Genomic DNA, 24436 nt, shown 5'->3' with positions numbered 1-24436 from the left:
TTGGTTCACAAAACGCATTTGTCCTCAAACAAGGGCTAAAACGCGAGCACATATTTTTTGTTTGTCTGTTTTGTGCCGTGAGTGATGCGCTTTTAATATCGGCTGGCGTTGGTGGTTTCGGCGCAGTAACGGCGCGCTATCCGCAAGTCGTCAATATCGCAAAGTTTGCTGGCGTCATATTTTTATTAGGCTATGGATTGCAGAGCTTATATGCCAGCGTGCGCTTATCACATGCGCTTACCGTCGATGGACAAGTCGTGACTAGCTTAAAAAAAGCGCTGTTATTATGCTTTGGTTTTACGTGGCTAAATCCACATGTCTATTTAGATACATTGGTACTCGTCGGCATGGTTTCAACCGGTGCCAGTAGTAAGCTTACATTTGCGATGGGTGCAGTCAGTGCCTCGTTCTTTTTCTTTTTTGCACTGGGTTACGGTGCAAGGTTACTCAAACCTTTATTTGCCAAACCAAAAGCATGGAATATCCTTGATGCTTTGGTAGGCATACTGATGTTGTATTTGGCTTGGCATTTATACCAAAGTTAAAATTTTTCAAACGGAAATTAATGATAAGCGTAGATATTAAAAAACCAAACACATCTATTAAATGTATTTGGTTTCTAAAATTATTTATGCTTAAGTCAATCCTACTTAAAAACGATGCCGTGCTACTGATACTGATTTTTTGCAGCCTCTGTCACGCTTGCGAACAACAAGCAAGAAAAATTAGTATCAGTAGCACGTTGCTATTAACGTATCTCTTTTATTATTAACAGATTGTATAAGCTATGACGCCTTTTTACGTTTTTTAGGCTTAACAAAGGTTAAGTTCAAAAAGTGCTCTAACGAATCATCCAGAATATCTAACCAAGGCTCTGGCAACTCAGGTGATAGCGTACCAGTCAACGTAGAACGATAAGCCTTTTCTCTAAAGGTCATGATATCTTCGGCTTTATCCTTTTGCCATTCCTTTAAGATTTCGCCTTGCTTTTCAACCGCAAACTCTGGGTAATCAGTGGCATTGGTTAAATCACGGATATAGCTTGCTTGAAAATCAATCGAATCACTGACGGTGACGCACTTAGCATAAGTTGCTAACCATTGTTGCTCATCTGTTTCACGGGTTACTACGTCAGGCAATTCGATATCGCCCATGATGACATCGCGTGCATACCAAGCTTGGGCATCAAACATATTAAAGGTGAAATACTGATCTTGCATACCTAAGTAAATCAACTTTGGATTAGGCTGCCAAAAGATACCTTTGTACAGGTTGGCGGGGTATAAGCAGTTATGCGTCTGCAAACGCAGTTCATCAGGCATAAATGGGAAGTGGAACAAATAGCCCGTACACATAATAATGGCGTCAAATTTTTGGCTAGTACCGTCGGCAAAATGCGCCACATCGTCTTCAAAGTGCGTCACTATCGGAACTTCTTTAATACCTTCTGGCCATTCATAGCCGAGCGCTTGTGAGCGATAACTAATAGTGACTGATTTAGTGCCATATTTATAACATTGCGTACCGATATCTTCGGCAGAATAGCTACTACCGATAAGCAGAATGTCCTCACCTTTAAATTCTAGCGCATCACGGAAGTCATGAGCGTGCAGGATACGACCTGGGAATTCTTCTAAGCCTTGAAAGTATGGCATATTTGGCGTTGAGAAATGACCAGTCGCCACCACAACATAATCAAACTCTTCAACTTCTTGCTCATCCGTTTTATGGTTCATGACCGTGACGGTAAATTTTTGCGTGTCATCATCAAATGATACCCAACGCACTGGGCACTCAAAGCGGATGTATTTTTGGATGTCTTGTTTATCGATGCGACCCATGATGTAGTCTTTTAAAACCTCACGAGGCGGATATGATGGAATGGCTTCGCCAAAGTGCTCATCAAACGAATAATCAGCAAACTCTAAACATTCTTTAGGTCCATTTGACCATAAATAACGGTACATACTGCCATGAACGGGTTCACCGTTTCTATCTAAACCGGTACGCCAACTGTAATTCCACATGCCACCAATGGCATTTTGCTTTTCGTAGCAAATTATTTCAGGTAAATCCTTTACCCCGGCCAATCGAGCCGCTTCAAAAGCACGTAACTGTGCCAAACCACTTGGACCTGCACCTAAAATCGCTATTCTTTTCTTACTCAAAACGAACTCCTGTAATATTGTCGTAACACTATCATAACATATTTTCATGAATGACGTTTAGAAGCAGACTTTTGGTGATTAATCGAAATTATTAATGCCATGACTAAGCGCTAAAACACGGGCGTTAAGCAGCCTTTCATCTCGTTCTAATTTAATGATGTTTAACGATTATTGGCTTATCTTGATTGATGGTTTTTGAGGTGTTTTTTAAGGCGTGTTGAATTTTCATTATTTAGACTGTATTTTTCTACACAGCCTAAACAATGAAAATAACGTATAAGAAGAAGTGATTTAATATAAAGAAAAATAGCTGAATACGAGAAATGAAAGACAAATAAGGGATGAGAAAAGTAAAATAATTACATTAAGTCAGGAAATAAAGTACGTAGCCCGTTAACGATAATTTCAATAGAAACTGCCGCCAGTAGCATACCCATGATTCGGCTCATAATATTCAGCCCCGTATCACCCAATAAACGACTGATACGACCTGCCGCCATCAATGCCAAATAACAAAATAAACTGATAAACAATCCAGCAATCAATATCGCAGAGACCTGCAAAATACCAGAGACTTGTGACGAATAAATAATAACGGTTGAAATACCACCAGGTCCAATCATCATTGGAATAGCAATAGGCACTACCGCTGCTGCCATTGTTGGTGGCGCACCTTGCAGATGATCGACATCGAAGTTTTCTTGATCAGGTTTAACCGGATTGCCATCACCATTCATCATATTAAGGGCAATCAAAAACACCAATATGCCACCTGCTAACTGAAATGAGCCAATCGAGATACCCAAGACTTTTAGTAACGTCTCACCTGCTAGCGTGAAAAAACTGATGGTAATAAAAATCGTTAGACAAGCAACGCGCGCGACTTTACGTCGATTGTTCATCGAGTAACCGCGCGTCGAATCCAAAAATAACGTCAATGCGCCAAAGGGATTAATCAGTACCATAAAGGCTAAGATTATTTTGATAATTTCAGTATTCACTGAGTGCTCGCTTGTCTATTGGTCAAATCGGGCAAAAAGATAAGGCCATCGCGCGAGTGCAGCGATGACCTAATAGGCGGTTAGCAACGGCATTGTATCATAGGCAGATAAGCTAATTAAATCATTAGTTTGTCAAAACTTTTCATAGGTTCTCGCGCCTAACCAAATCAATATAAACTCAATACCAATCTATCGTTTCAATTTACTGCTTAACCGTTATTTAACCATAAAACTTAAATCATAGAGCTTGAACTATGAAAACAAGAATCAACTTTAGGCGCTAAAATCAAGTCCAATATCTAGTGCAGTGGTGCTATGGGTTAAATAACCCATTGCAATAAAATCAACGCCTGTTTTTGCTACCGCTTGTACCGTTTCAGGGGTGATACCGCCTGATGCTTCGGTTTTAGCACGACCTTTACACATCACGACTGCCTTCGACAATATCTCAGGCGACATATTATCCAAAAGTACCAAACTCACGCCAGCATCAAGTGCTTGCTCTAGCTGCTCTAATGTATCCACTTCAACTTCAATCGGGATCAGATGACCAGCAAAGTTTTGCGCTTGCTCAATAGCTGTTTTGATGTCACCAGCAATGGCAATATGATTGTCTTTGATTAAAATCGCGTCATCTAACCCTAAGCGATGATTGCGTCCGCCGCCGCAGCGTACGGCGTATTTTTGTACGATACGCAAGCCCGGAATGGTTTTACGCGTACAGGTAATTTGGGCAGGATATTCTGCCACGCTATCGACTATCTTTTTAGTATCTGTCGCAATGCCACTCAGATGGGTCATAAAGTTAAGTGCCGTACGCTCGGCGGTCAGCAAATTTCGCGCATTACCACGGACAATCGCCAACACCGCGCCAGCATCAACCGTGTCACCGTCATTGACTTGAGCAATAAATTCTATCTGCGTATCAATCAAGGCAAAAGATAAGCGCGCTAAATCCATGCCGCATATCACGCCTGCTTGTCGTGCTTTAATCTGTAATTGCGCTTGCATATCGGCTGGAATGGTTGCTTGTGACGTGACATCGCCGCGTCTACCTAAATCTTCGGTTAATGCGGCCTCAACCAAGTGTTTCAGTAATACTTCAGCCAATGCTGGCTCTTGTTTAGCTGTCATTTTTAACCCTTATTTTGCGTGTCTTTAACTAATATATGCGTATATTATGATAAATCTTGGTTATTTAAACTCAAAATGAGCATAAATATAACGCAAAGTTTATAGGCTCGCAAGAAAAGTCCATAAATTTATGGATTTAATAAGCTTTATAGGGCTTAACTATAATTAGGTTTAATAAAAAAGAGTCATTCATAGCAACGTGCTAGTGCTATCAATTTTTCTTGCTTGCTGCTGCCTGCGTAACAGAGGCTACAAAAAACTCATAGCACTAGCACTGTATGGTTTTTAAATTGAATCGACGATATCAAAGAGATTGCGTAGCTATTTACGTTTAGGCAGTTTACTGTCCATCAGTAAGCTTTGCAGCTCAATATCATGGCGAAAGCGATAGAGTTTGGCAGGGCGACCACGCTGAGCGCTACTACTCTGCCCTGTTTCCATCACAAGATTTTGCGAATCCAGCAGGCGACGAAAATTTTGCTTATGTAGTCGCATTCCTGATAGCGCTTCAACACTTTGCTGTAATTGCGATAAGGTAAATACATCTGGCATTAGACCAAAAATAAGTGGTCGATATTCAATTTTTGCGCGTAGTCTTGAGATAGCTGTGGCAATCACGCGGCGATGGTCATAGTACATAGGCGTACCTATGAGCTGTGACCAGTTATCAGGTAATTTAAATGTATTATTTGATTGGGCGTTGGACGGTGAACTTAATAGATAGCTTGGCGGATAAGTCGGTGCTTCTGCAATAAGACCCGCTTCATAAAGCATTTCATAGCGTAATAGCACATGCTCCGCGACCCATTCTCTACTCTCAGACGCTTTATCGTCATTTAACCGATCATCGTTAGGATTATCTGTCAATATATCGCCAACTAAAAATGCTTCACTGACGCCCCAACATAGACCAATACGCTGACGACGGCGCTGCCGGACGACCGACTCTTTTGCATTGTCTGCCCAGTACAATAACGCAGGCACAATATGATCCATAATCATACTTGGCATACCATCTAAATGATTTTCCCACGGGAAATAATCGTACCAATCGCGCCATAACGCTTGGCTTTGCAGCTGCTGTGTTTGCGTTTCTTGCACCAACCCTAGATAACTGACATAGACAAGCGCATGACCGTCGACATTGCGTCTATTGGTATCGACAAAGGTATAGAGCTGTTCCAAATAACCGAGCGGCTGCTGCGTTTGCTCCTCAACCCATTGACGTACACCCGCTTGCAGTGAGCGATGCAATGGCATCAGTGGTCCATTAGGCAATAGCTTGCCTTGATCAACGGTTAAAACGCGTGCCGTGTGCTCCGTAATGGCGACAAGCACTGCGACAACTTCGGTCGTGCCGCTACCTTGCTGATGCGCGTGTGAATAAGACAACGTCATGGCTTTGGGGGTTATCCTTTATTTTTAAAATGCGTGTGAAAGCTACAAAACCTGATATTTGTAGTACGGCTTAGTATAACGTGAATCTAAAACTATCATAGCCTGCCGTCATAAATATAAGAGTTTGAAAAAGATAAATATGAAAACAAATGAGGGAGATTGTGTATAGCCATGTTTCTTTTTTAAGATAAATTAGTATCGTTTTTAAAACCAATAATAAAAAAACCTTGTATTTATGCTCAAAATGAGCATAATAAAAACAGTCTATTTCTAGCTGTATTTAATTGTCTTATTTCTAGCGGCATATGACTTGTCGTTATTGCATTAAAGGTTTGCCATTATGAAAACTTATCCGTATGACGCACCCATTATGAGCAATGATAATCGCATTGCAACTCACATGAATATCGAATATGCCAAAGCTAAGATGCCAGCTGATTTACCGCGTAGTGAGCGACTCAAAGTCGAAGAAAATATCAAGCAATTATTAAAGGAGAATAACGCCGTGCTGGTCGCGCATTATTATGTCGATCCTTTTATTCAAGACTTGGCATTAGCAACAGGTGGCTGCGTAGGTGATTCGTTAGAGATGGCACGCTTTGGGCAAGCGCATAGTGCACAGACGTTAGTAGTCGCTGGTGTGCGTTTTATGGGTGAATCCGCAAAAATCCTGAGTATGGAAAAAACCGTTCTGATGCCAGATTTGGAAGCTGAGTGCTCGCTTGATTTGGGTTGCCCTGCTGATGAGTTTTCTGCCTTTTGCGATGCGCATCCTGAGCGTACCGTGGTGGTTTATGCCAATACTAGCGCTGCGGTGAAAGCACGTGCTGATTGGGTAGTTACCTCCTCAGTCGGTATCGATATCGTGCGTCATTTGCATGCCCAAGGCGAGCCTATCATCTGGGGTCCTGATCGGCATTTAGGTAAATACATTGCACGTGAGACTGGCGCAGATATGCTGCTTTGGCAAGGCTCATGCATGGTACATAACGAATTTAAAGCCACTGAGCTTGAACAATTAAAAGCTGAATATCCAACAGCGAAAGTCTTGGTACATCCAGAATCCCCTGACAGTGTCGTTGCACTTGCCGACGTGGTCGGCTCAACCAGTAAGCTGTTGCAATCAACCTATGAGATGGAAGCCGATACCTTTATTGTCGCCACCGATTTGGGTATCTTACACGAGATGCAAAAGCGCTCGCCAACCAAACGCTTTTTGGCCGCACCTACTGCGGGTGAAAGTGCCAGCTGTAAGAGCTGTGCTTTTTGTCCATGGATGGCGATGAATGGCTTACAAGGTATTGAACAGTGTTTGACCAATAATACTGGCGAAGTAACCATGACGCATGAGCTGGCAGCGGCAGCTAGAAAACCATTACAACGTATGCTTGATTTTGCTGAATCGCAAAAGCAACGAGTGGCGGCGAGCGGTGATATCGTTAAAGACCGTGCGCTATTTGCAAATGTCGGGGCTGCCTAATATGAGTAAGGCACTCAAAGCTGATATGACAATTAATACTGCTGATGATATCCAACAAACAGACGTGCTTATTATTGGTGCTGGGCTTGCTGGTTTAAGTACTGCCCTTGCCTTGCCAGCATCGCTAAGCATTACCGTATTAAGTAAATCAGCGCTTGAGGTCTGCTCAAGCCATTTTGCACAAGGTGGTATCGCCGCAAGCTTGGATAAAAACGACTCAGTTGCCGATCATATCGCCGATACGCTGATCGCTGGCGCAGGATTATGTGCAGCGGATAATACGGCAAATATTCTAAGCGCTGGACAACAAGCGGTCCAATGGCTATGCGAACAAGGCGTACCTTTTACTCAGATTCCGCAAGAGAATAATGCAAAATCTTCAGCCGACCTAAAAACTGACGATTTACATTTAACCAAAGAAGGCGGTCATGGCTGTAGACGTGTTGCCCATGCGGATGATGCAACCGGTCGGCACGTGATGGAAGCTTTGACTATAAAAGCGCAAGCCACGTCTAACATCACTATATTGCCCTATCATGAAGCTTTAAGCCTTTTGAAAGGCAATAATAACAACCAATGCCAAGGTGCTCAAGTATTTGATCATAACAACCAACGTCAAATCACCTTTCATAGTCGCGCCGTCGTACTAGCCAGTGGCGGTTTAGGACAGTTGTTTAAGCGAGCCAGCGCGCCCAATGTTTGTGTCGGTGATGGCGTTATGATGGCATGGCAAGCAGGTTGCCGCTTAGCAAATTTAGAATTTATCCAGTTTCATCCAACCGGTCTAGCACTAGGCGATAGTAGTTTTTTGATATCTGAAGCCTTGCGCGGTGAAGGCGGTAGACTATATTGTCCAAAAACTGGCAAACGCTTTATGCTAGATGTTGATACGCGTGCTGAACTTGCACCGCGAGATATCGTTGCTCGCGCAATTGCTGAGCAGATTAATAATAATGGACTTGGCTACGTAAATCTTGATGTCAGTCGCTTGCCTGCAGAATTTTTACAGCAACATTTTCCACAAATTTATCAAACATTATTCAGCCTCGGTATTGATATGACTAGGGAGCCTATCCCTGTTGCCCCGACCGCTCACTATAGTTGCGGTGGCGTGGTTACTGATGCCAATGGTGTAACCGATGTGGCAGGGCTTTATGCCGCTGGTGAAGTTGCTTACACTGGTTTGCATGGTGCCAATCGCTTGGCAAGTAATTCATTGTTAGAGTGCGTTGTGATTGGGCGTAATATCGCCGCTGAATTACCTCGCTATTTAACAGCAATGGAAAGTTTAGTGACAACTTCCTATGATAAGAATGTAGAGAAGCCAGCTACTGATATATGGACACCGCCCATACTGAAAGAAATCCAGCCCGTTACATTATCTGCCGCTACTCTGCTTTTATTTTCTGCTTGTAAGAATAACCCACTAAAGAATGAGTCGAACACTGATAATGAGCTTATTGAAATAACCACCCAGCTCAAAGTATTAATGACCAATAATATGGGTATCAGTCGCAGTGCTGAGCAGTTAGAACAAGCACTGATAAAAATTGAGCAATGGCAACAACAGATAACCAGCTATAAAGCCAAACAACCCGATATAAATAATAAGAACAGTTCTACGAGCTCGAATCAGTTAGCCAACTTTCAGTTAGCGCGGCAACTACAATTAGCGACTTTAATCGTTCAGTCTGCTTATCAACGCCTTGAAAGTCGCGGTGGGCATTATCGCAAGGATTATCCAAATTTAGCGGTATCGCCTAAGACCAGCATCATTGAGCCACTAACAAATGGGCAAGAAGATAGCATTACTTGTTTGGTTCAGCCTATAATCAAGCACACAGAGGCTAGAGCAGCACAAGCAGTTGCTAATATCTAATAACGACTTTCAACTATTGTTCTAGCCATTTCAAACGCGGTTCATTACCGTTTCTATCTTTTCAAAGTGTTGAATATATGGCTACTGATACGCTATTTGTTATTGGTCTTATGATGGTAGTCAGTTTGACGTGGGGTATACTGGCGATACCGCATTTTCGTAAGCGCCTGCCAACCATTTATCTGATTGCCCGCTCTTGGTGGCTGATGTTAGCCGCGCTCTGCGTCTGCTATATGATTGCTAAAATAACCAATAATACTCAATACTCTCAATACGTTCAACTTCAGCCGCAATCGCCATCTTACCCTTATCAATGGCTACTCATTACGTTTTTTATATTAATCGGTCTGCGCGGCAGCTATGAGATCAAACGTTTATGGTGTATAGACAGCAAATCACGGTTTATTCGCAAACTGCAAGCGCGCGGCTTGCAATCAACATCTATAACTGATGAGAAAAATTTACAGTCAACCAATTCCTATGCTCGTCTAAACTTATTAGACCTGTTCTTTAGTTTTATCTTTATTTTATTAATTATTAGCCTTGTTGCGCTACAACAATTAACCTGGCAGCGTGAGCAATATGGCGTTTTACTATTCGTGTTATTTGCCAGCCAGTTTAACGATATTGCGCAGTATTTATGTGGGCGATTACTGGGAGGCAAATTATTTAAGCGCGGTCTGGCGCCGAATATTAGCCCGAACAAAAGCATTGAAGGTGCTATTTTTGGCAGCATTTTCGCGGCTCTATTGGCGTCGTTACTCGGTATTTGGCTAACGCCCTTTAGTTGGTGGGTATGTTTGCTTGCCGCTTATGGTTTGGCAGTAAGCGGTATCGCTGGGGATTTATTAGAATCCGCTTTTAAACGCCAGCATGGGGTAAAAGATACGGGGACATTGCTTGCTGGGCACGGTGGCGTATTGGATAGAATAGACAGTTTACTGATTGGCGTGCCGTTATTTACTCTATTTTATTGGCTACTTGGTTAAATTTAACAAAGCTATAGTCGATACTTAATAAAATGGATATACGACACTATGCTGCGTGACTGGTACAAATTTTTCTTGCTTGCTGTGCCTGCGTCGACAGAGGCTACAAAAAATTTATCCCAGCCTCGCTGTATCTTTTTTATTTTGCCTTCCTGTATATTGATAGCAAAAAACTATTTCTTTTTATCCAACTTGCTACGTAATATCCAATTCAGTAAAGGCTTGGGTAAATAAGTTAGCGCACGAGTAATGTAGCGCATGGAACGTGGAAATATCGCCAGTTCAATATCATTGTCAATCGCTTGCATAATATGCTCAACTGCCGTTTGCGTACTCATAATAAATGGCTTATGGCTGGCATCGCCATCATTCAAATCACGCAACGCTTGGGTATCAATATAGCCTGAGGCAATACAATTCACTTGGATATGATAAGGCGCAAGCGCAAGTCGATAAGCGCTGGCAGCCGCAATCATCGCGCGTTTGCTTTTGGCATAAAGACTGGCATAAGGGTAATCCATGATGCCTGCGATAGAAGCAATACAGATGAGGCTTAGTTTACCACTTTTAGCAAAACTGAATGACTGATTTTGAAGACTGCTTTGATGCTTTAACTGCTCACTTGCCCACCTAAAAACCTGCTCAAATGCTTGTAAGTTTATCGCCAGCATTTTATCGCTGTCTGCTTGATTTAGCTGATGCACACGCTCGTTAGTATAACCACCGGCACTATAAATCAGCCTTTGAAAGCAAATACCTGTCAGACTATCTAATAGTTTTTGTGTTTGAACACTATCCGTTAAATCGCAATTATAAGTCACGATATTAGGATACTGACTGTTAATATGGCTTATCTTCGCTACTCTGTGACCGACAACACTCACTTGCCAGCCAAGCTGCTGATGATGGAGTGCCAATGCCAAGCCAAGACCACTAGTGCCGCCAACAATAATAATGTGCGGTGCTATATTTTGATAATTGGAGTTTTGGCTATTATCACATTCAAAATGTATTGTGTTTTTAGTCATAGACCTTGCTGCTTTATGTAGTCAGCCGTACGCTGATAGCCATACTGCCATTGCGCCTGCATTTGCTGCACAAAACCATCATAATCACTGTGCATCAGCTCTATTGTCATTTGCTTCAAATTAAAGCGCTTTTGCACGTGCTGACCGGCTAATTGCTCGCCGTTATCAGCAAATGGTAACCAATGCAGTTGACTACTATGTTCAAAATTATCTTGATATGACTCAGTATTTGGTAAAAAGCCATGTACCTGTGCCAAACGCTGATTAGGGTCAAAACCAAAAACGCGCTGGATAGCGGGAGCAGCGAGCCATGAATCATAACCTGCCTTAGTCTCTGCAAATACTGTCTCTGCCAATTGACAAGCCAGCTCGATAGGAGTTAGGTTAATCACGCCACCCAAACACCAGCCAAGCTTTTCAATATGCGTTGGTGGTAAATAATACATATCTGCCATCGAAGCGCGAATCGCTGCAGAAAAATCCCACTGGCTCAGAACTTTAACAGGCTGATGTATGCGTTCCTCAGCAAATACGTGCGCAGGTGATATCATTTTTTTGTCAGTGAGTTCTGATAAAGAAGCCGTCAAACGCGGCGGTGCAAACAACAGCTCTTGGAGCTTTAATTGCAGATTTAATGGATGGTTAGGCGAAATGTGGCTAGCAGGATTTTGATAAAGGCGGCTGGCAATGATAGCTATCTCTGGGGTATTTTTATTGGTTTCGCCATCGGTTTTATCAGGGTCATTTTTACTAGCATCAAAACCAGATAGCTTATCAAGCCATTGACTCTCATCATCAATTCGAAACATAGCTAATTGCTGCAATTCATCCAATAACTGCTCGTAACTATCGGCTTGTTGCTGTGCTTGCCTTTTAGATAGCTGTCTTGATAAGCGCCAACGTTTGAGTGCATGAGTCATATAGCGTATTTTTAGACGTCTACTGGCTTCATCTGGCGCCACATGCCTGATTGCAGCAATGGTATAATACAACTCACGGCTACACATCAATTGCTGCAAGTCTTTGGGGTCAGAAGCGAGCTGTACTAGATAGGCTGATAAGCTACCACCGCAGGTGCCAATGATAATATCCGGCGTCAAATCGTGAGCCACTAACGCCTCATAGCTCCCTAAATAATAGCCAAAACGTGAGCCACCTCCTGAAAAAAGCTGCACACGCTGATAAGGCTTTATGCTGTTATTACTCATTGATTATTCATCTATTACTTATCACTTATGATTCATAACTGGCTGGTGCGGTTTTAATCGCTAATGACACGGTAAAAATACCGAATTTATCGATACGCATTGCGACTTTTTTAAAGCCCGCGCACTCAACCAATTGATCCATTTCAGCTTGTGAGCGACAGCGCATCACCCAACTACTACCGCGATGATTATTTAAGGTTTTACTGATAAACTCCTGCTCAGGGTGCCACGGCTGATTGGTGTAAATTAAATAACCATCAGCTTTTAAGCTATCATAAATACCTGTCAATGCCGTCGCAGGGAGCATATTGTCAGAAAACAACTCAAAAACACCAGAGGCAATAGCGATATCGAATTTTTTATCATCAGAACCGACACTTCCCTTCTGCACATTAGAATAACTGGCAGGGTCAAACGCATCTTTCTGACAAGTGATTACTCTACTGGAAATCTCTAACTGCTCCGCTTTGCCCTGTAACGCTTGTATATTATGACCCTCATAATCACGTAGCTCAGCATGTAATTTTTCAAACTCTGTCAATAAATCAAACGCGTAAAAGCCATGACCACTAGCGATATCCAGCAGTTTTGGTTGGTATGGCTCATCAGGGCTGTTTTGATTAACTTGGTTTTGATTGGCAAGCTTAATATCTGCCAACGCTTCACGTGCCAGCTCTAGTATATGCTCACGGCGGATACGAATCCCTTGCCAACCAATATTATTCAGATAAAACTTATCGACCGCCTGCCCAAATTTATTCTGACCGCTAGGCTGATTGTAATAGACATGGTCAAGCGAATGACCAGAATCGAAACCATGCTCCAGTCCTGTGGCAATAGCGTCACTGACATGACCGAATTTTTGCATCGCAAAACGCGTCAGCGCAAAACCTGGATTAAAAGGCTTAATCGCTAAACGATCAACCTTGTCTTTACTGGCACTATTAAGATGCGCTGTACGCAAATCAGGCGCTTTTACCTCCGTACTAAATACTTGCTCAGCGAAATCAATACAGTCGGCAAAGACATCTGCCTTATTGGTCTCATGAAAGATAGCATGATAGCTGTCTGGATACAGCTGCCAGCGTTTCACAGGGGTATTGATTGCTTCATAAAAGTCACGCTCAGCCTGCTTATCAACCACATAATCTTTACCCGCACACAATACAAACGTCGGTACAGTAATAGCGCCCGCATCATCGAGCAAACGCTGTCCGGTCGCATGGGTATCGATGAGTAAGTCAGTTGAGATACTGTTTGATATCAATGGGTCAGCATTATAGGCTTGCTGAGCTTCCTTATCGTGGGTCAACACTTGCGCTTTGACGTAGCTACTGACGCGTGACATCAAACCTAGCGTACGTGCTACCTTTAACGACGGTATTGCAAACGGCATATACAAGCGAATGCGCAGCGCAGGTGTGCCGAGTATCATCCCGCGAATATTGGGCGCATAATCATGTACCCATGCTGCTGCTAATACCGCACCAATACTACTGGCTACGATTAAAGTATCGTCAATCGCAATACCCGTCTGTCCAATAACCATTTGCACAAAGTCGTTTAAATCGCGCTCAAGCTGAGTCACGCTCTCAGCATGGTCTTTGATACCGCCCGAACGCCCATTACCACGCGCATCCCAAGCGAATACTTGATAGCCTGCCATAGCAAACTGTTGCCCCAGCTCTGCTAAGCGTCCCGAATGTTCATGACCACGATGTAATAAAATGACTTGTCGTTTTTGTTGTGTAGGTCGCTGCTCTGTCTTTTCTAACTCCTCTAAAGGCATTGTTAGCCAATAGCGATAGTAAATTGCCGTACCATCATAAGCGTTATAGCAGCTTTCACCATTGATAGTGGGTTGTTTAGAAAAATCCATGTCGCCAGCGGTTTCCTTTACAGCATCTGGTGCATTTATAGTAGTTTTAGACATAGATGGCATTATTTTGGACTCCAGTAAGGAAGCTTTAACAGAAGAATGATGCAAAAAATTAGGAGAAGTAAGATAGTCAGATTTTGTATCAAATATATTTGATTGAAGACTTGATTTAGCACTTGATAATACATTCAAATCTGATCTAAGCACAGGCGGCTGACGCATCAAATATAAACTTGCCATATAGCGTAAACGATTAAGACAGGTTTTTATTAATAGCGCCTCGGTGAGTAAGCATAACTGTCCTATTCTTATAGGAGATAACGATAACGGGACTTTACTACCTATAAAAGCACCCAACACACCAAGCATAAAAGCCCGATCACTTTTACCTAACGGTCCTTGGTTTGCCCGAATGTTCAGAAATACATCACTGGCTATGGCTAATAGTTCAGTACTCATACTCAGCACAATGAAGTTAATAATATGGCGCTGATTAGCAAGTAGATTATTGGCAGATGAATTATTAACCGATAAGTTATTAGCTGATAGATCAGTTGCTGAAACTTGTGATTGGCTATTAGTAACATGAGGTATAAGACTGGCTAATAATGCCGTGTCCGCAATAATATCTCCAGCCTCATTAAGTATCGCCCCAAGTTTTGACGTCTGCCCATGCTCACGCGCCATCATGCCATCGATGGCATTGAGCGCCATACGTATAAACAACGAGGAAGGTAGTAGCAGCCATAATGCCTGCTTTTCAGTTGCTGGCTTAGCAATCACATAGGCCGTACCAATACTCAATAATACAGCTGAAACGGTCACTTGATTGGCAGTGATATTTTGCTCGACCAACGTGTTACTTATTGGGCGCAGCTGATCTTGAAATTGAGTCTTGAGTTGATATAACGACATAGCGCCTGCCAAATATATTCATTACTTCAATGTAGCAACAAAACTTTGTTAGGTAAAGTTTAAATTCATATCTATCAAGCAATCACTTTGCATAATTTATAATGAATCTTAGTAGCTCATATCAGTATTTATAGCCTGATATGTTACAATCTCCCGCTTCTTAGAAATGCCTTCTTGAAAACGCCTTGTTAAAAATACTGCGAGCCTATCACCATGCAAAGCCTAGTTACCCTCGTCTTGGTATTAATGCCAATGTTTATTGGTTTTGCCATTCCATCCCACCCCACTATGACTAAGATTGCCGATAAAGGCCTGTCATATCTGGTATTTATCATCTTAGGCTTGATTGGTATTGAGCTATCACAAGTGGAAGGGCTTGGCAGCCAGATAGGCGAAATTGCGCTGTATGTCACGATATTATCGATATTGACGATTGGGTCTGGCTTATTTTCTCTTATGCTATTTGACCGTCTACGCCCGTGGCATGCCAAAAAACCTAGCGTCAAATCTAAAGAACATCGCGTTAGTATTCGTGGTAGCCTCGCGCAGGTCATCTGTGTGGTCATTGGTATGGTGATTGGGTATTTTTTACCAGCCGATTATATGCCACCTGAAAACACTATGACGGTGATGCTAATGATATTAATCTTGCTGGTTGGTATTGGACTAAAAGGCTCGGGCATTACTTTAAAAGAAGTGCTGCTTAATAGACGCGGCGTTGAGATGAGTATTATCTTTACCCTAGCCGTGCTGGTTAGCGGGCTTATTTTTGCCATGATGTTTAATGAAGTTTCGTGGACAAAAGGTTTGGCACTGGCCTCAGGGTTTGGTTGGTATTCACTATCTGCGATTGTGATGACCGATGCTTATGGCGCAATTTGGGGCAGTGTGGCGTTATTTAATGACCTAATACGTGAGTTTTTTGCGTTGATATTTATCCCTGTGTTTATGCGTAAATATCCGTCTGCTTCCGTCGGGCTTGGCGGTGCGACCAGCTTGGATTTTACTTTGCCAATTATCCAACAATCAGGTGGTCTAAAGGTTGTGCCATTGGCGATTAGCTTTGGCTTTATTATTAATATTGTCGCACCAGTGCTGATGATTGTATTTTCTGCGTTGGGGTAAATATAAATTCTGATAGGTGATAATAGCTAACCCTCACTTACGCCACTGATATCATTACTCAAACAGTTCACAGTGCTTGGCATATTCACCATAACTCTCTATATCACCTGCGTATTTTAGATTCGATAAATCTTTCACTGAACTGCTCGCCTTCAACGTTGCGCGGCGTTGTTTTGCCTCAATATTTTTAAGATTAAGCTTTTCAAAACTTGGATCTATAAACGCTGTATCTGTAACTAGAATCTTATTTGAACACTCATAAGTACGGATACGCTTAGCATCGATATTATGTTGAAATACTAAAGTGTTCTTGACCATAAGCGCCCGATTACGCGCTAAAGAGCCTTTATTGATTTCATTTGTTGCTACATGACCAAAAATAAAAACATTGGCTTTTGGGTAATCATTAAGACTTTCTGCTACTTTCACAAATACTGCATCATAGATATCAGGTAATTGACTGCTCATTGGCGGAAAAAATCCATTGAATTCCATTTCAAGTCCGCCCACATCAACCTCTATTGGACAGCCTTTAGCATCAACCACTACGTTAGGTGGCGTTTCAGGACACTCGTCTATATCATCAAGCACACCATCGCCATCTGAATCAATTTCTGCTTGCATCGTCCTGATATTTTCATATTGAGGTGTGGTTTTGGGCGGTACAATTTCGGTAGTTTGACAGCCGGCTAGCGTTATAGATGCTGCTAGTAGTAATAAAGTGCGATGATTTTTAATATTCATTATTATTCTCTCTTCATACCGTCAGAAACGATTCTACCTTTACATCGAGCTACCAACTATCCATCGATAAATATTCTATTTAAAACTCAACGCAGATGCCGGCTTTTAAATTGCTAGGATAGTCATTATCAGGCTCAGTTAATAAACCATAGACCCGGCGATTAAAAGACCGTCCCTCCTCAGTATCATTAGGTGCGATGGGCGCTTTAGCGTCACAATTTAAAGTCATTAATCGATTAGATTCTATACCATGCTTTAATAAAAGATAGTTTTTGATTATCAGTGCTCTATTTTTAGGTAATGAGCTTAACTCTTTATTAATTTCATCCTCTGAAATATGCGCTTCAATCTTAAAAATAGCGGTATCATATTCTTTCATTCTTGCCGCTACTTTATCCAGTTCAACCTGATATTTAGATGTTAGTTCACTGCTACCTTTAGCAAAAAAGGCGCGGTATTCCATTTGTAAACCAGTTCCAATAGTGGTGAAAGGACAGCCTCTGCCATCTATCACCACATTTTCTGGAGTGCCTGGACATTGATCTAAATCATCAGGAACGCCATCACCATCTGAGTCCAAACTGATAAGCAATGTGGGTATATCTACGTAATTCACTTCAGCTATACTTTTTGGCGGTACAATTTCGGTAGTCTGGCAGCCAGCTAGCGTTATAGCTGCTGTTAATAATAAAGCACTATAGAGTTTCATAGTGACTCTTCCTTGAAATGGACAGAAGCTAGTTTTTATTTATAAAGTAAAATGTGGTTCAAGCTATCGCCAGCTCTTTATTCACCTGACACGCACTGTCATGCCAGCGGACAAAATCTTCAATGCTGGCTTGTGGTTTGCTGTTATTGGCAACCTCTTTCCCAACAATACTCTCGACATAATGGCACGCTCGATAATTTTTAGCATAGTTATCATAGTCGGCAATCCATTGCTGACGTGCTGCAAGCGCCTGGGGGTTGTGTCCATCCTTATCATCACTGCCATTACCTTCAGCGAACCAAAAGTCTTTAGCAGGGATGTTTTTAGCCAAACTGTTATCTTCGACCTCATTCATACGCCACGGCTTGGCGGTGAGCCGCGCTCGAAAGCACTGCTGTGATTGACACAACCGCGCATAATTAGCATCGGCATGAAAGGTCGCAAACCATTCTGCGACGATGCTATCATTTGGTGAAATAGTATCGTGAGTGGCGATAATACGAAAACCTGCGGGCGTTTTATACAGTCGAAACTGCTCATTGGTATGACTAGCGACACGCTTATTCAGTAAATCAGTCATATAGGGATTAATCGACTCAACCATAGTTATCATTTTTTGCTTATTCTCTTGCTTAATAGCTTTTTCTTTTTTGCTAGCCTGCTGCCAAAGATAAGACATTATAACGACCATAAAAGCGATTAACCAAATCCATGACAACCCTAGCCAAGTTATGACACTAGCAATAACGATAGAAGCTATAATAAAACCTATAACCTGAGGTTTCATAGAAGACCGTTTGGGATCTGTACTAGTCCACAATTTTAGATAATAGTCTGAGCTATCAGAGTCGAACACTTTACTGCTTAGGGCGTCTTCCCAAAACCACTCCATTCCAAAATTAGCATAATCCTCTGGATATAATTGAGCAAAAAGATCAATCGCATCGACATCAATAATTGCGATGTTATCAACGTTGGCGACTTGTGCCCCATAGCTGTTACGCGTGACGATTAGATGAGTATTAGAGGATTTTTTTGATAGGCTATTATTAGAAGTCTTACTAATAAGGAAATCGCTATTCGGAAAAGAATGCTCGGAAATAATCTGTTCACGGATAGGAATGCCATTGCTTGCGTTATATTCTTCCCTGCGTTCGCGGCGTAAGATATCCTCACCTGCCAGCCAGCACTTATGTGCCTCATACACTCGTGCTTTGGCATGACTTAACGCTTCGCTTTGACTGACATCTGACCAACCGTAACGCTTAATAGTTGCTTGCTTGGAGGGTTTATTAGGCGTCTCGCGCAATTCAAAGCGCTGTTTATATTGCGCCCAGTATTTAGGGATGAGCATGTGATTTGCCTTTAGATAGTTGTTTTAAACTAAAATCTGCTGATTGAATATTAAATAATTAATAATTAATAATTAATCTTCAAGCTCCGTAGTTATACCATAACCTCGGCGGTTCATGGACATCTCCTCTTCGCTATCAAAATTTGCAATAGCTAACCCATAAACTCGGCGGTTCATAGACTTACCTTCTTCAGTATCAGAAGATGCAATAGGCTGTTCAGCACCAAAACTAAAGGTACTTAAACGATTAGGATCAATTTGATACTGCATTATCAGATAGTTTTTGACGATAAGCGCCCTATTTCTTGATAGAGAATTCAATTGTGAACTAGAAACTGATGTTTCACCTATTTCATCTGTTGAAGCGTGTCCCTCAATACGCATAGTTGCCGTATAGTACTCTTGTAGCTTTGCTGCTACTTTATCAAGCGCAAGCTGATACTCGGGTGATAGCTCACTACTACCCTTTGCAAAAAAGGCACGATATTCCATTTTTAGACCTATCCCCATACCCGTAAAAGGACAACCCCTTTCATCTGTTACTATGTTCATTGGCGTGCCTGGGCACATATCTATAGCATCAGGTACGCCATCTCCGTCCCTATCCAAATTAACCACAACCGTTGGCATGTTGGTAGTTTGACTTGTTTGCTTAGACAAGTCGGCGGTTTGACAGGCGGATAATGTTAAAGCGCTGATTGAAATGACAAGCATACTTCTTAATAGCATATTCATAACTGATACCTTCAAAATTGCTGACAGAATTCTTTATAGTAAGTGAGTGATTGCTCATGATCACTGCCCGTATAAAAATCATCTGCCTTTAACGCTTTACCATAAATACGTTGGTTCATTGACATGCCTTCCTCAGTATCGTTAGACGCAATCGGCATATTATCAGCGCAATCAAACGTATAGATTTTATCACGAGCTATATTTCTCTTAACCAAAGCACTCTTTATTATTTGTGCCCGCTCACGTCCTAACTGACGTTTATCAGCTTCTACTTGATTCATTTTCCCATCCATATCTACTGCTATTTGCGCAGCTTCAGGCTCCGAGATGTGACCAGACAGCACTGCTACTAGCTCAGGATCGCTATGCATTTTTTCCGCTACTTTCTCCACTTCTATCAAGTACTTCGTTTGCAACTTATTACTATTGCGCTCAAAGAAAACTCGTAGTTCCATCATAAAATTACCTATTAAACTCACCGCTACTGGACAGCCATACTCATCCGTTACCACATCTTCAGGAGTGTTCGGACAATTATCTATAATGTCAGGAACGCCATCATTGTCTGTATCTGCAAGTGGCTCTATCAAGACTTTGGGTGGAACATATACTTTTTTATCTATTATGGTGTTTTTAGGTGTGGATTGGCAGCCAGCTAACGTTATAGATGCCGCTAGTAGCAATAAAGTGCTATGAGTTTTAATTCTCATTATTACTCTCTCTTAATACCTTCAAAAACGACTTTTTATGTATGTTGAGATGATAGCTATTTATAAAAAAACTCTATTTAAAATTCAACGCAGATGCCTGCTTTTAAATTGCTAGGATAGTCATTGCCTTCTTGTTCTTCAGGTTTTGTAACTACCCCATAAACACGGCGATTAACAGTCCTACCCTCTTCAGTATCATTAGGTGCGATGGGTGCTCTAGCCTCACAATTTAAAGTCGTTAAACGACTAGGCTCTATGCCGTGTTTTAATAAAAGATAGTTTTTGACCATTAGCGCCCTGTTTTTAGCCAATGTATTTGACTTAGCTATCGAATCACCATCATCGATTTCATTTTCTGAGATACCGCCTTCAATACGCATAGTAGCAGTATTATGCGTATTCATTATTTCACCAACTTTATCCAGTTCAACCTGATACTTTGGTGAAAGCTCACTACTACCTTTAGTAAAAAAGGCGCGGTATTCCATTTTTAAACTCATATCAGGGCCCATAGTAATAGGGCAACCTCTCTGCTCTACCACCACGTTCTTTGGCGTATTCGGACATTGATCTAAATCATCAGGCACTCCATCACCGTCACTATCCAAATTAACTACAACCGTTGGCATGTTGATAGTTTGACTTATTTGCTTAGAAAAATCGGCGGTTTGACAACCTGTTAGAGCTAAAACACCTATCATGATTGGCGCTATTGTCCATAATTTAACGTTCATATTTTACTCTTTCGTAAGTTAAAGCTATTCTTAAACCCCACTCGCCTGCTTTGCAAACAACCGCATCAACGGTTTAATTTTGCTCACGCGATACATGCCTTCATTACGGATTTGTTGAATCGGACGTATCTGAGCCAGTGAGCCTGCAAACAGCCAATTAAGCGCTGAAAAACTGTGCATCATCAGACTATTATGCGGACGGCGCAGACGCTCGTAACTACGCAAGGTTTGATTGACACCCCAAAGCGTACCGCCACTACGGTTATAATCATGAGCCAATTGTTTGCTTAATGCTTTCACATCGAGCATGCCTAGATTGAGTCCTTGCCCAGCGAGTGGATGGACACCATGCGCGGCATCACCGATTAATACTAAATTATCTGCAACATAGGTCTTTGCTTGCTGTGCTGCTAACGGAAAACTAGCGATTGATTCAATTTTGTGGATAGCACCAAGCTCATAATGACTGGCAGCAGCGAGTTTATCAGCGATGTAGCGCGGGTGTTCTTCTATCAACGCTAATGCTTGATTACGTGGCAATGTCCATACAATAGACTGCCAATGCTGTGGATTGGCTTTGTCTTCATCAGTGATATCCGCTAAAGGCAACAGTGCCAACGTGCCAGTCGGTAGCATGGCTTGACGAGCAGTTGCTAGATGCGGCTTTTCAGTTTGAATCGCACAGCAAATCGCCGTTTGATTATAATCAAGAACATCCAGCTCAATACCTGCTTGCTTGCGCACGAATGAACCACGACCGTCAGCACCAACCAATAAATTTGCGTCAATCACGGTATCGTTATCCAACGTCACACGGTAGCCCTGCTGTGCGCCTAGCCAATCCATATCGACAACTTTGTGCCCGTCAATGACCGTTAGATATTGGCTGACATCGGGAGCTGATAAACGCTGCCATAAGGCGTATTCGATAACCGCTGGCTCAACCATACTACCAAGCATTTTTGGCTCAGAGTTGCTGCTATTATTAACAATATTTCTATTACCATTAGTACTGCTATTAGAGTCACCACTATCGCCAAACAGTAACTCTCCCATACCGTTTAGTTGCCAAACCTGCATTTGCGAGTAATCAGCTTTACGCTCTGATGCTGCTATTTTTTGCCAAGCACCAACCTCTTTTAATAATTCAATACTGGCAAGGCTAAGCGCATAGACACGCGCATCACGTTGACTCAGTACTTGCTGCCAGTCTGGTTCATCACGCTTTGGGCGTGCATCAATGAGCGTCACGGGTTTATTGTCTTGCGCCAGTTTGAGAGCAAGCGTCGCACCGACGATACCGCCACCGATAATCAGCGTATGGTTATTTTTCATAAAGCCTCCTTTATATAGTCAATTCTAAATGAAAAAGAGTCATTCATACTACCGTGCTAATGGTATAAATTTTTCTTGCTTGCTGTTCGCAGGCGTGACAGAGGCTGCGAAAAATTCATCTCATTAGCACTTTATCATTTTTCAATTAAATCGATTATATCGTTATTTATGCTGTGCGCTGGTACGTATAAATATCAGCAGTTAGAATTTTGGATTTTATTTTTAAAGGATTATAAATACTAAGATTTTAAACCCATCGCATAATTTGCAATTAACGGCTTAATATTCGGTAATTTATCAAAAGCAACTAGAGCTACATTACGTGCCAGCTTCACTGCTGGATTTGGATGCGTAAATCCATGTACCACGGCATCACAGAAGCGGATAACGCGTTTTTGATCAGTTTGACGGGCTTTTTCATAACGTTTTAGTAGGGTTGGATCACCAATATCTGCGCCTTTTAACACTTGGGCACTCATCATTTGCGCCAATAAATGAGCATCGCGCATACAGAGGTTAAAGCCTTGACCAGCGACTGGATGTAAGGTATGCGCGGCATTACCCATGATGACGCAGCGACCTTCGACTTGCTTGTCTGCCAGCACTCGCGTTAATGGATAGGCACCACGGCGACCGGCGGCCTTAAACGTGCCAGCGCGTTGACCAAAAGCTTGCTGCAGAGTCGCTAAGAAATGGGCATCGTCTTCTAAGTATTGCGTTTCTTCCCCATTCGGACAGACCCAAACGACTGAACGTCTATAACCTGCTTGATAGTCATCATTGCCATCGCCTTCTGGATCAGTCAATGGCAACACCGCAAGTGGTCCTGCAGGGCTAAAACGCTCAATAGCAACATGCTCATGAGGTTTGTCCGTTTCTACCACGCCAACAATGGCGGTTTGCCCATAATCATAGTTGGTAGTAGTGATACCTAGCAGCTGACGCACAGTAGAATCACGACCGTCACAAGCTACTAAGACGCTGCCTTGCAATTGCTGCTCGTGTTCTTCTTCACCATAGTAGCTAAAGCTTAACATCACGCTGTCGCTTTGTTGGACAACAGCGATAACATTGGCATTATCAATGAGCGTAATCAGTGGTTCTTGTTGGGCAGCAAGGAGCAACTTACGCCCAAGCCAAGCGTTTTCCATTACTTGTCCAAACGACTCGACTTTTTCATCCGCTTTATTCAGTTGCGCGCGTCCAAAGCTACCTTGTTCACTGATTTGAACCGCATCAATTCGGCAAGCATGACTTTGCAGCTCACTCCACAGCCCAATCTCTTGATAAATCTGTACCGTACGTCGTGACAGCGCGGTATTGCGGCTGTCTAAATAGTGACTGCGCTGACTATCATCATTGGGACTGATGGCCGGATAGCTGTTCTTCTCAAGCAAAGTACTGGCGATACCATGATGCGCCAATAGCAAAGCAAAGGACAAACCGACATGACCGCCACCCGCGATCAGTACCTGCTGCTCAGTCATTGCAGCCTTATTTTGAGCATTATCATTCATAGTAGATTGCTTAGTATTATTAGAGTTTGATGAATTTGATTGAATATTTTGCATCATTATTATTCCTATAATCGCCCATTTAGCACGCTTCTATACGTGGTTAGTACCTACTTAAAAACTTTACACTTTTAGAAAACTGCTCGTTTTTTTATCGTTTTCAGCCCAGTTGTTACTACCCTATTATCTCACCAATAGATTACCACAAATTATCTATCATGCCGTGGTCTTGACAGTATCCATAACGGCTATGCAGAGTGTCCAAACCCTGTGATAGCTAAACTTCTTGCAGCCTTTGTCATGCCTGTGAACAGTAAGCTAGAAAAACTTATCTCAGTAGTACGTTACTATGGAGCAATGTATATATATCCAATTTATTTTATGCTGACTATCACTA

The 24436-nt window shown here is 42.2% G+C and carries 20 protein-coding genes; 5 read left to right on the top strand and 15 right to left on the bottom strand.

The window, feature by feature from the left end:
• Positions 1-545: LysE/ArgO family amino acid transporter (locus CAN34_RS09775; protein ID WP_089555495.1), on the top strand; the 545-nt coding region annotated here is incomplete at its 5' end.
• A gap of 240 nt (positions 546-785) precedes the next feature.
• On the opposite strand, the gene CAN34_RS09770 is transcribed toward CAN34_RS09775, so the two are convergent.
• The 4 genes from CAN34_RS09770 to CAN34_RS09755 all read right to left on the bottom strand — a co-directional run bounded on the left by CAN34_RS09770 (position 786) and on the right by CAN34_RS09755 (position 5701).
• Positions 786-2168, bottom strand: a complete 1383-nt coding sequence (locus tag CAN34_RS09770) for an NAD(P)-binding domain-containing protein (protein ID WP_089555494.1) — start codon at positions 2166-2168, stop codon at positions 786-788.
• A gap of 359 nt (positions 2169-2527) precedes the next feature.
• Positions 2528-3169: a MarC family protein gene (locus tag CAN34_RS09765; protein ID WP_089555493.1), complete on the bottom strand. Its 642-nt coding sequence runs from the start codon at positions 3167-3169 to the stop codon at positions 2528-2530.
• 273 nt (positions 3170-3442) lie between these two features.
• Complete coding sequence (gene nadC / locus CAN34_RS09760) at positions 3443-4303, bottom strand: carboxylating nicotinate-nucleotide diphosphorylase (RefSeq protein ID WP_089555492.1); 861 nt, start codon at positions 4301-4303, stop codon at positions 3443-3445.
• Between the two features lie 321 nt (positions 4304-4624).
• Complete coding sequence (locus CAN34_RS09755) at positions 4625-5701, bottom strand: hypothetical protein (RefSeq protein ID WP_089555491.1); 1077 nt, start codon at positions 5699-5701, stop codon at positions 4625-4627.
• Positions 5702-6041: 340 nt separating this feature from the next.
• Between CAN34_RS09755 and nadA the strand changes: the two genes are divergently transcribed.
• From nadA to CAN34_RS09740, 3 genes are all read left to right on the top strand, one after another.
• Positions 6042-7181, top strand: a complete 1140-nt coding sequence (gene nadA / locus CAN34_RS09750; RefSeq protein ID WP_089555490.1) for a quinolinate synthase NadA — start codon at positions 6042-6044, stop codon at positions 7179-7181.
• A gap of 1 nt (position 7182) precedes the next feature.
• Positions 7183-9060, top strand: coding sequence for an L-aspartate oxidase (nadB, locus tag CAN34_RS09745; protein ID WP_089555489.1), 1878 nt, complete (start codon positions 7183-7185; stop codon positions 9058-9060).
• A 77-nt stretch (positions 9061-9137) separates the two neighbouring features.
• Positions 9138-10049, top strand: coding sequence for a phosphatidate cytidylyltransferase (locus CAN34_RS09740; protein ID WP_089555488.1), 912 nt, complete (start codon positions 9138-9140; stop codon positions 10047-10049).
• Between the two features lie 173 nt (positions 10050-10222).
• Here the strand turns inward: CAN34_RS09740 and CAN34_RS09735 are convergent, their stop codons facing one another.
• The 3 genes from CAN34_RS09735 to CAN34_RS09725 are packed head-to-tail and all read right to left on the bottom strand — an operon-like array spanning position 10223 to position 15079.
• Entirely contained in the window at positions 10223-11077 is an 855-nt protein-coding gene (locus CAN34_RS09735) for an SDR family oxidoreductase (RefSeq protein ID WP_089555487.1), read from the bottom strand.
• Positions 11074-12285: a patatin-like phospholipase family protein gene (locus CAN34_RS09730; protein ID WP_089555486.1), complete on the bottom strand. Its 1212-nt coding sequence runs from the start codon at positions 12283-12285 to the stop codon at positions 11074-11076. Before CAN34_RS09730 ends, CAN34_RS09735 begins: the two co-directional genes overlap by 4 nt.
• A gap of 25 nt (positions 12286-12310) precedes the next feature.
• Entirely contained in the window at positions 12311-15079 is a 2769-nt protein-coding gene (locus CAN34_RS09725) for an alpha/beta fold hydrolase (RefSeq protein ID WP_123891916.1), read from the bottom strand.
• Between the two features lie 213 nt (positions 15080-15292).
• On the opposite strand from CAN34_RS09725, the gene CAN34_RS09720 reads away from it, so the two are divergent.
• Positions 15293-16204 carry a lysine exporter LysO family protein gene (locus CAN34_RS09720; RefSeq protein ID WP_089555484.1) on the top strand — a complete coding sequence of 304 codons (912 nt, stop codon included), beginning with the start codon at positions 15293-15295 and terminating at the stop codon, positions 16202-16204.
• A 54-nt stretch (positions 16205-16258) separates the two neighbouring features.
• Here CAN34_RS09720 and CAN34_RS09715 read toward each other — a convergent pair whose 3' ends face one another.
• The 8 genes from CAN34_RS09715 to CAN34_RS09680 form a co-directional block, all read right to left on the bottom strand.
• The gene (locus tag CAN34_RS09715; protein WP_089555483.1) at positions 16259-16948 is read right to left on the bottom strand and encodes an OmpA family protein; all 690 of its coding nucleotides are present in this window, start codon (positions 16946-16948) and stop codon (positions 16259-16261) included.
• A 79-nt stretch (positions 16949-17027) separates the two neighbouring features.
• A complete protein-coding gene (locus tag CAN34_RS09710; protein WP_089555482.1) occupies positions 17028-17657 on the bottom strand; it encodes an OmpA family protein in 630 nt (209 codons plus the stop codon).
• A gap of 58 nt (positions 17658-17715) precedes the next feature.
• Positions 17716-19011, bottom strand: a complete 1296-nt coding sequence (locus CAN34_RS09705) for a hypothetical protein (protein ID WP_089555481.1) — start codon at positions 19009-19011, stop codon at positions 17716-17718.
• Between the two features lie 72 nt (positions 19012-19083).
• A complete protein-coding gene (locus CAN34_RS09700; protein ID WP_089555480.1) occupies positions 19084-19746 on the bottom strand; it encodes an OmpA family protein in 663 nt (220 codons plus the stop codon).
• 11 nt (positions 19747-19757) lie between these two features.
• On the bottom strand, positions 19758-20456 hold the full coding sequence (locus tag CAN34_RS09695; protein ID WP_089555479.1) for an OmpA family protein: 699 nt from the start codon (positions 20454-20456) through the stop codon (positions 19758-19760).
• A 77-nt stretch (positions 20457-20533) separates the two neighbouring features.
• Positions 20534-21190, bottom strand: coding sequence for an OmpA family protein (locus tag CAN34_RS09690; protein WP_089555478.1), 657 nt, complete (start codon positions 21188-21190; stop codon positions 20534-20536).
• Positions 21191-21220: 30 nt separating this feature from the next.
• Entirely contained in the window at positions 21221-22525 is a 1305-nt protein-coding gene (locus CAN34_RS09685) for an FAD-dependent monooxygenase (protein WP_089555477.1), read from the bottom strand.
• A 239-nt stretch (positions 22526-22764) separates the two neighbouring features.
• On the bottom strand, positions 22765-24042 hold the full coding sequence (locus tag CAN34_RS09680; protein ID WP_174668362.1) for an FAD-dependent monooxygenase: 1278 nt from the start codon (positions 24040-24042) through the stop codon (positions 22765-22767).
• Between the last annotated feature and the right edge of the window lie 394 nt (positions 24043-24436).

Source organism: Psychrobacter sp. DAB_AL32B, assembly GCF_002224105.1.
Taxonomy (GTDB): domain Bacteria; phylum Pseudomonadota; class Gammaproteobacteria; order Pseudomonadales; family Moraxellaceae; genus Psychrobacter.
Note: the sequence above shows the minus strand (reverse complement) of the source record. Positions and strands in the feature narration are given on the sequence as shown.

What these genes read in the sequence shown, in the direction of transcription:
- nadB (WP_089555489.1), top strand. Translation starts at nt 7,183, where the DNA reads ATGAGTAAGGCACTCAAAGCTGATATGACAATTAATACTGCTGATGAT.
- CAN34_RS09695 (WP_089555479.1), bottom strand. Translation starts at nt 20,456, where the DNA reads ATGAGAATTAAAACTCATAGCACTTTATTGCTACTAGCGGCATCTATA.
- CAN34_RS09715 (WP_089555483.1), bottom strand. Translation starts at nt 16,948, where the DNA reads ATGAATATTAAAAATCATCGCACTTTATTACTACTAGCAGCATCTATA.
- CAN34_RS09720 (WP_089555484.1), top strand. Translation starts at nt 15,293, where the DNA reads ATGCAAAGCCTAGTTACCCTCGTCTTGGTATTAATGCCAATGTTTATT.
- nadC (WP_089555492.1), bottom strand. Translation starts at nt 4,303, where the DNA reads ATGACAGCTAAACAAGAGCCAGCATTGGCTGAAGTATTACTGAAACAC.
- CAN34_RS09685 (WP_089555477.1), bottom strand. Translation starts at nt 22,525, where the DNA reads ATGAAAAATAACCATACGCTGATTATCGGTGGCGGTATCGTCGGTGCG.
- CAN34_RS09725 (WP_123891916.1), bottom strand. Translation starts at nt 15,079, where the DNA reads ATGTCGTTATATCAACTCAAGACTCAATTTCAAGATCAGCTGCGCCCA.
- CAN34_RS09680 (WP_174668362.1), bottom strand. Translation starts at nt 24,042, where the DNA reads ATGAATGATAATGCTCAAAATAAGGCTGCAATGACTGAGCAGCAGGTA.
- CAN34_RS09705 (WP_089555481.1), bottom strand. Translation starts at nt 19,011, where the DNA reads ATGCTCATCCCTAAATACTGGGCGCAATATAAACAGCGCTTTGAATTG.
- CAN34_RS09740 (WP_089555488.1), top strand. Translation starts at nt 9,138, where the DNA reads ATGGCTACTGATACGCTATTTGTTATTGGTCTTATGATGGTAGTCAGT.
- nadA (WP_089555490.1), top strand. Translation starts at nt 6,042, where the DNA reads ATGAAAACTTATCCGTATGACGCACCCATTATGAGCAATGATAATCGC.
- CAN34_RS09730 (WP_089555486.1), bottom strand. Translation starts at nt 12,285, where the DNA reads ATGAGTAATAACAGCATAAAGCCTTATCAGCGTGTGCAGCTTTTTTCA.
- CAN34_RS09710 (WP_089555482.1), bottom strand. Translation starts at nt 17,657, where the DNA reads ATGAAACTCTATAGTGCTTTATTATTAACAGCAGCTATAACGCTAGCT.
- CAN34_RS09690 (WP_089555478.1), bottom strand. Translation starts at nt 21,190, where the DNA reads ATGAACGTTAAATTATGGACAATAGCGCCAATCATGATAGGTGTTTTA.
- CAN34_RS09735 (WP_089555487.1), bottom strand. Translation starts at nt 11,077, where the DNA reads ATGACTAAAAACACAATACATTTTGAATGTGATAATAGCCAAAACTCC.
- CAN34_RS09700 (WP_089555480.1), bottom strand. Translation starts at nt 19,746, where the DNA reads ATGAATATGCTATTAAGAAGTATGCTTGTCATTTCAATCAGCGCTTTA.
- CAN34_RS09755 (WP_089555491.1), bottom strand. Translation starts at nt 5,701, where the DNA reads ATGACGTTGTCTTATTCACACGCGCATCAGCAAGGTAGCGGCACGACC.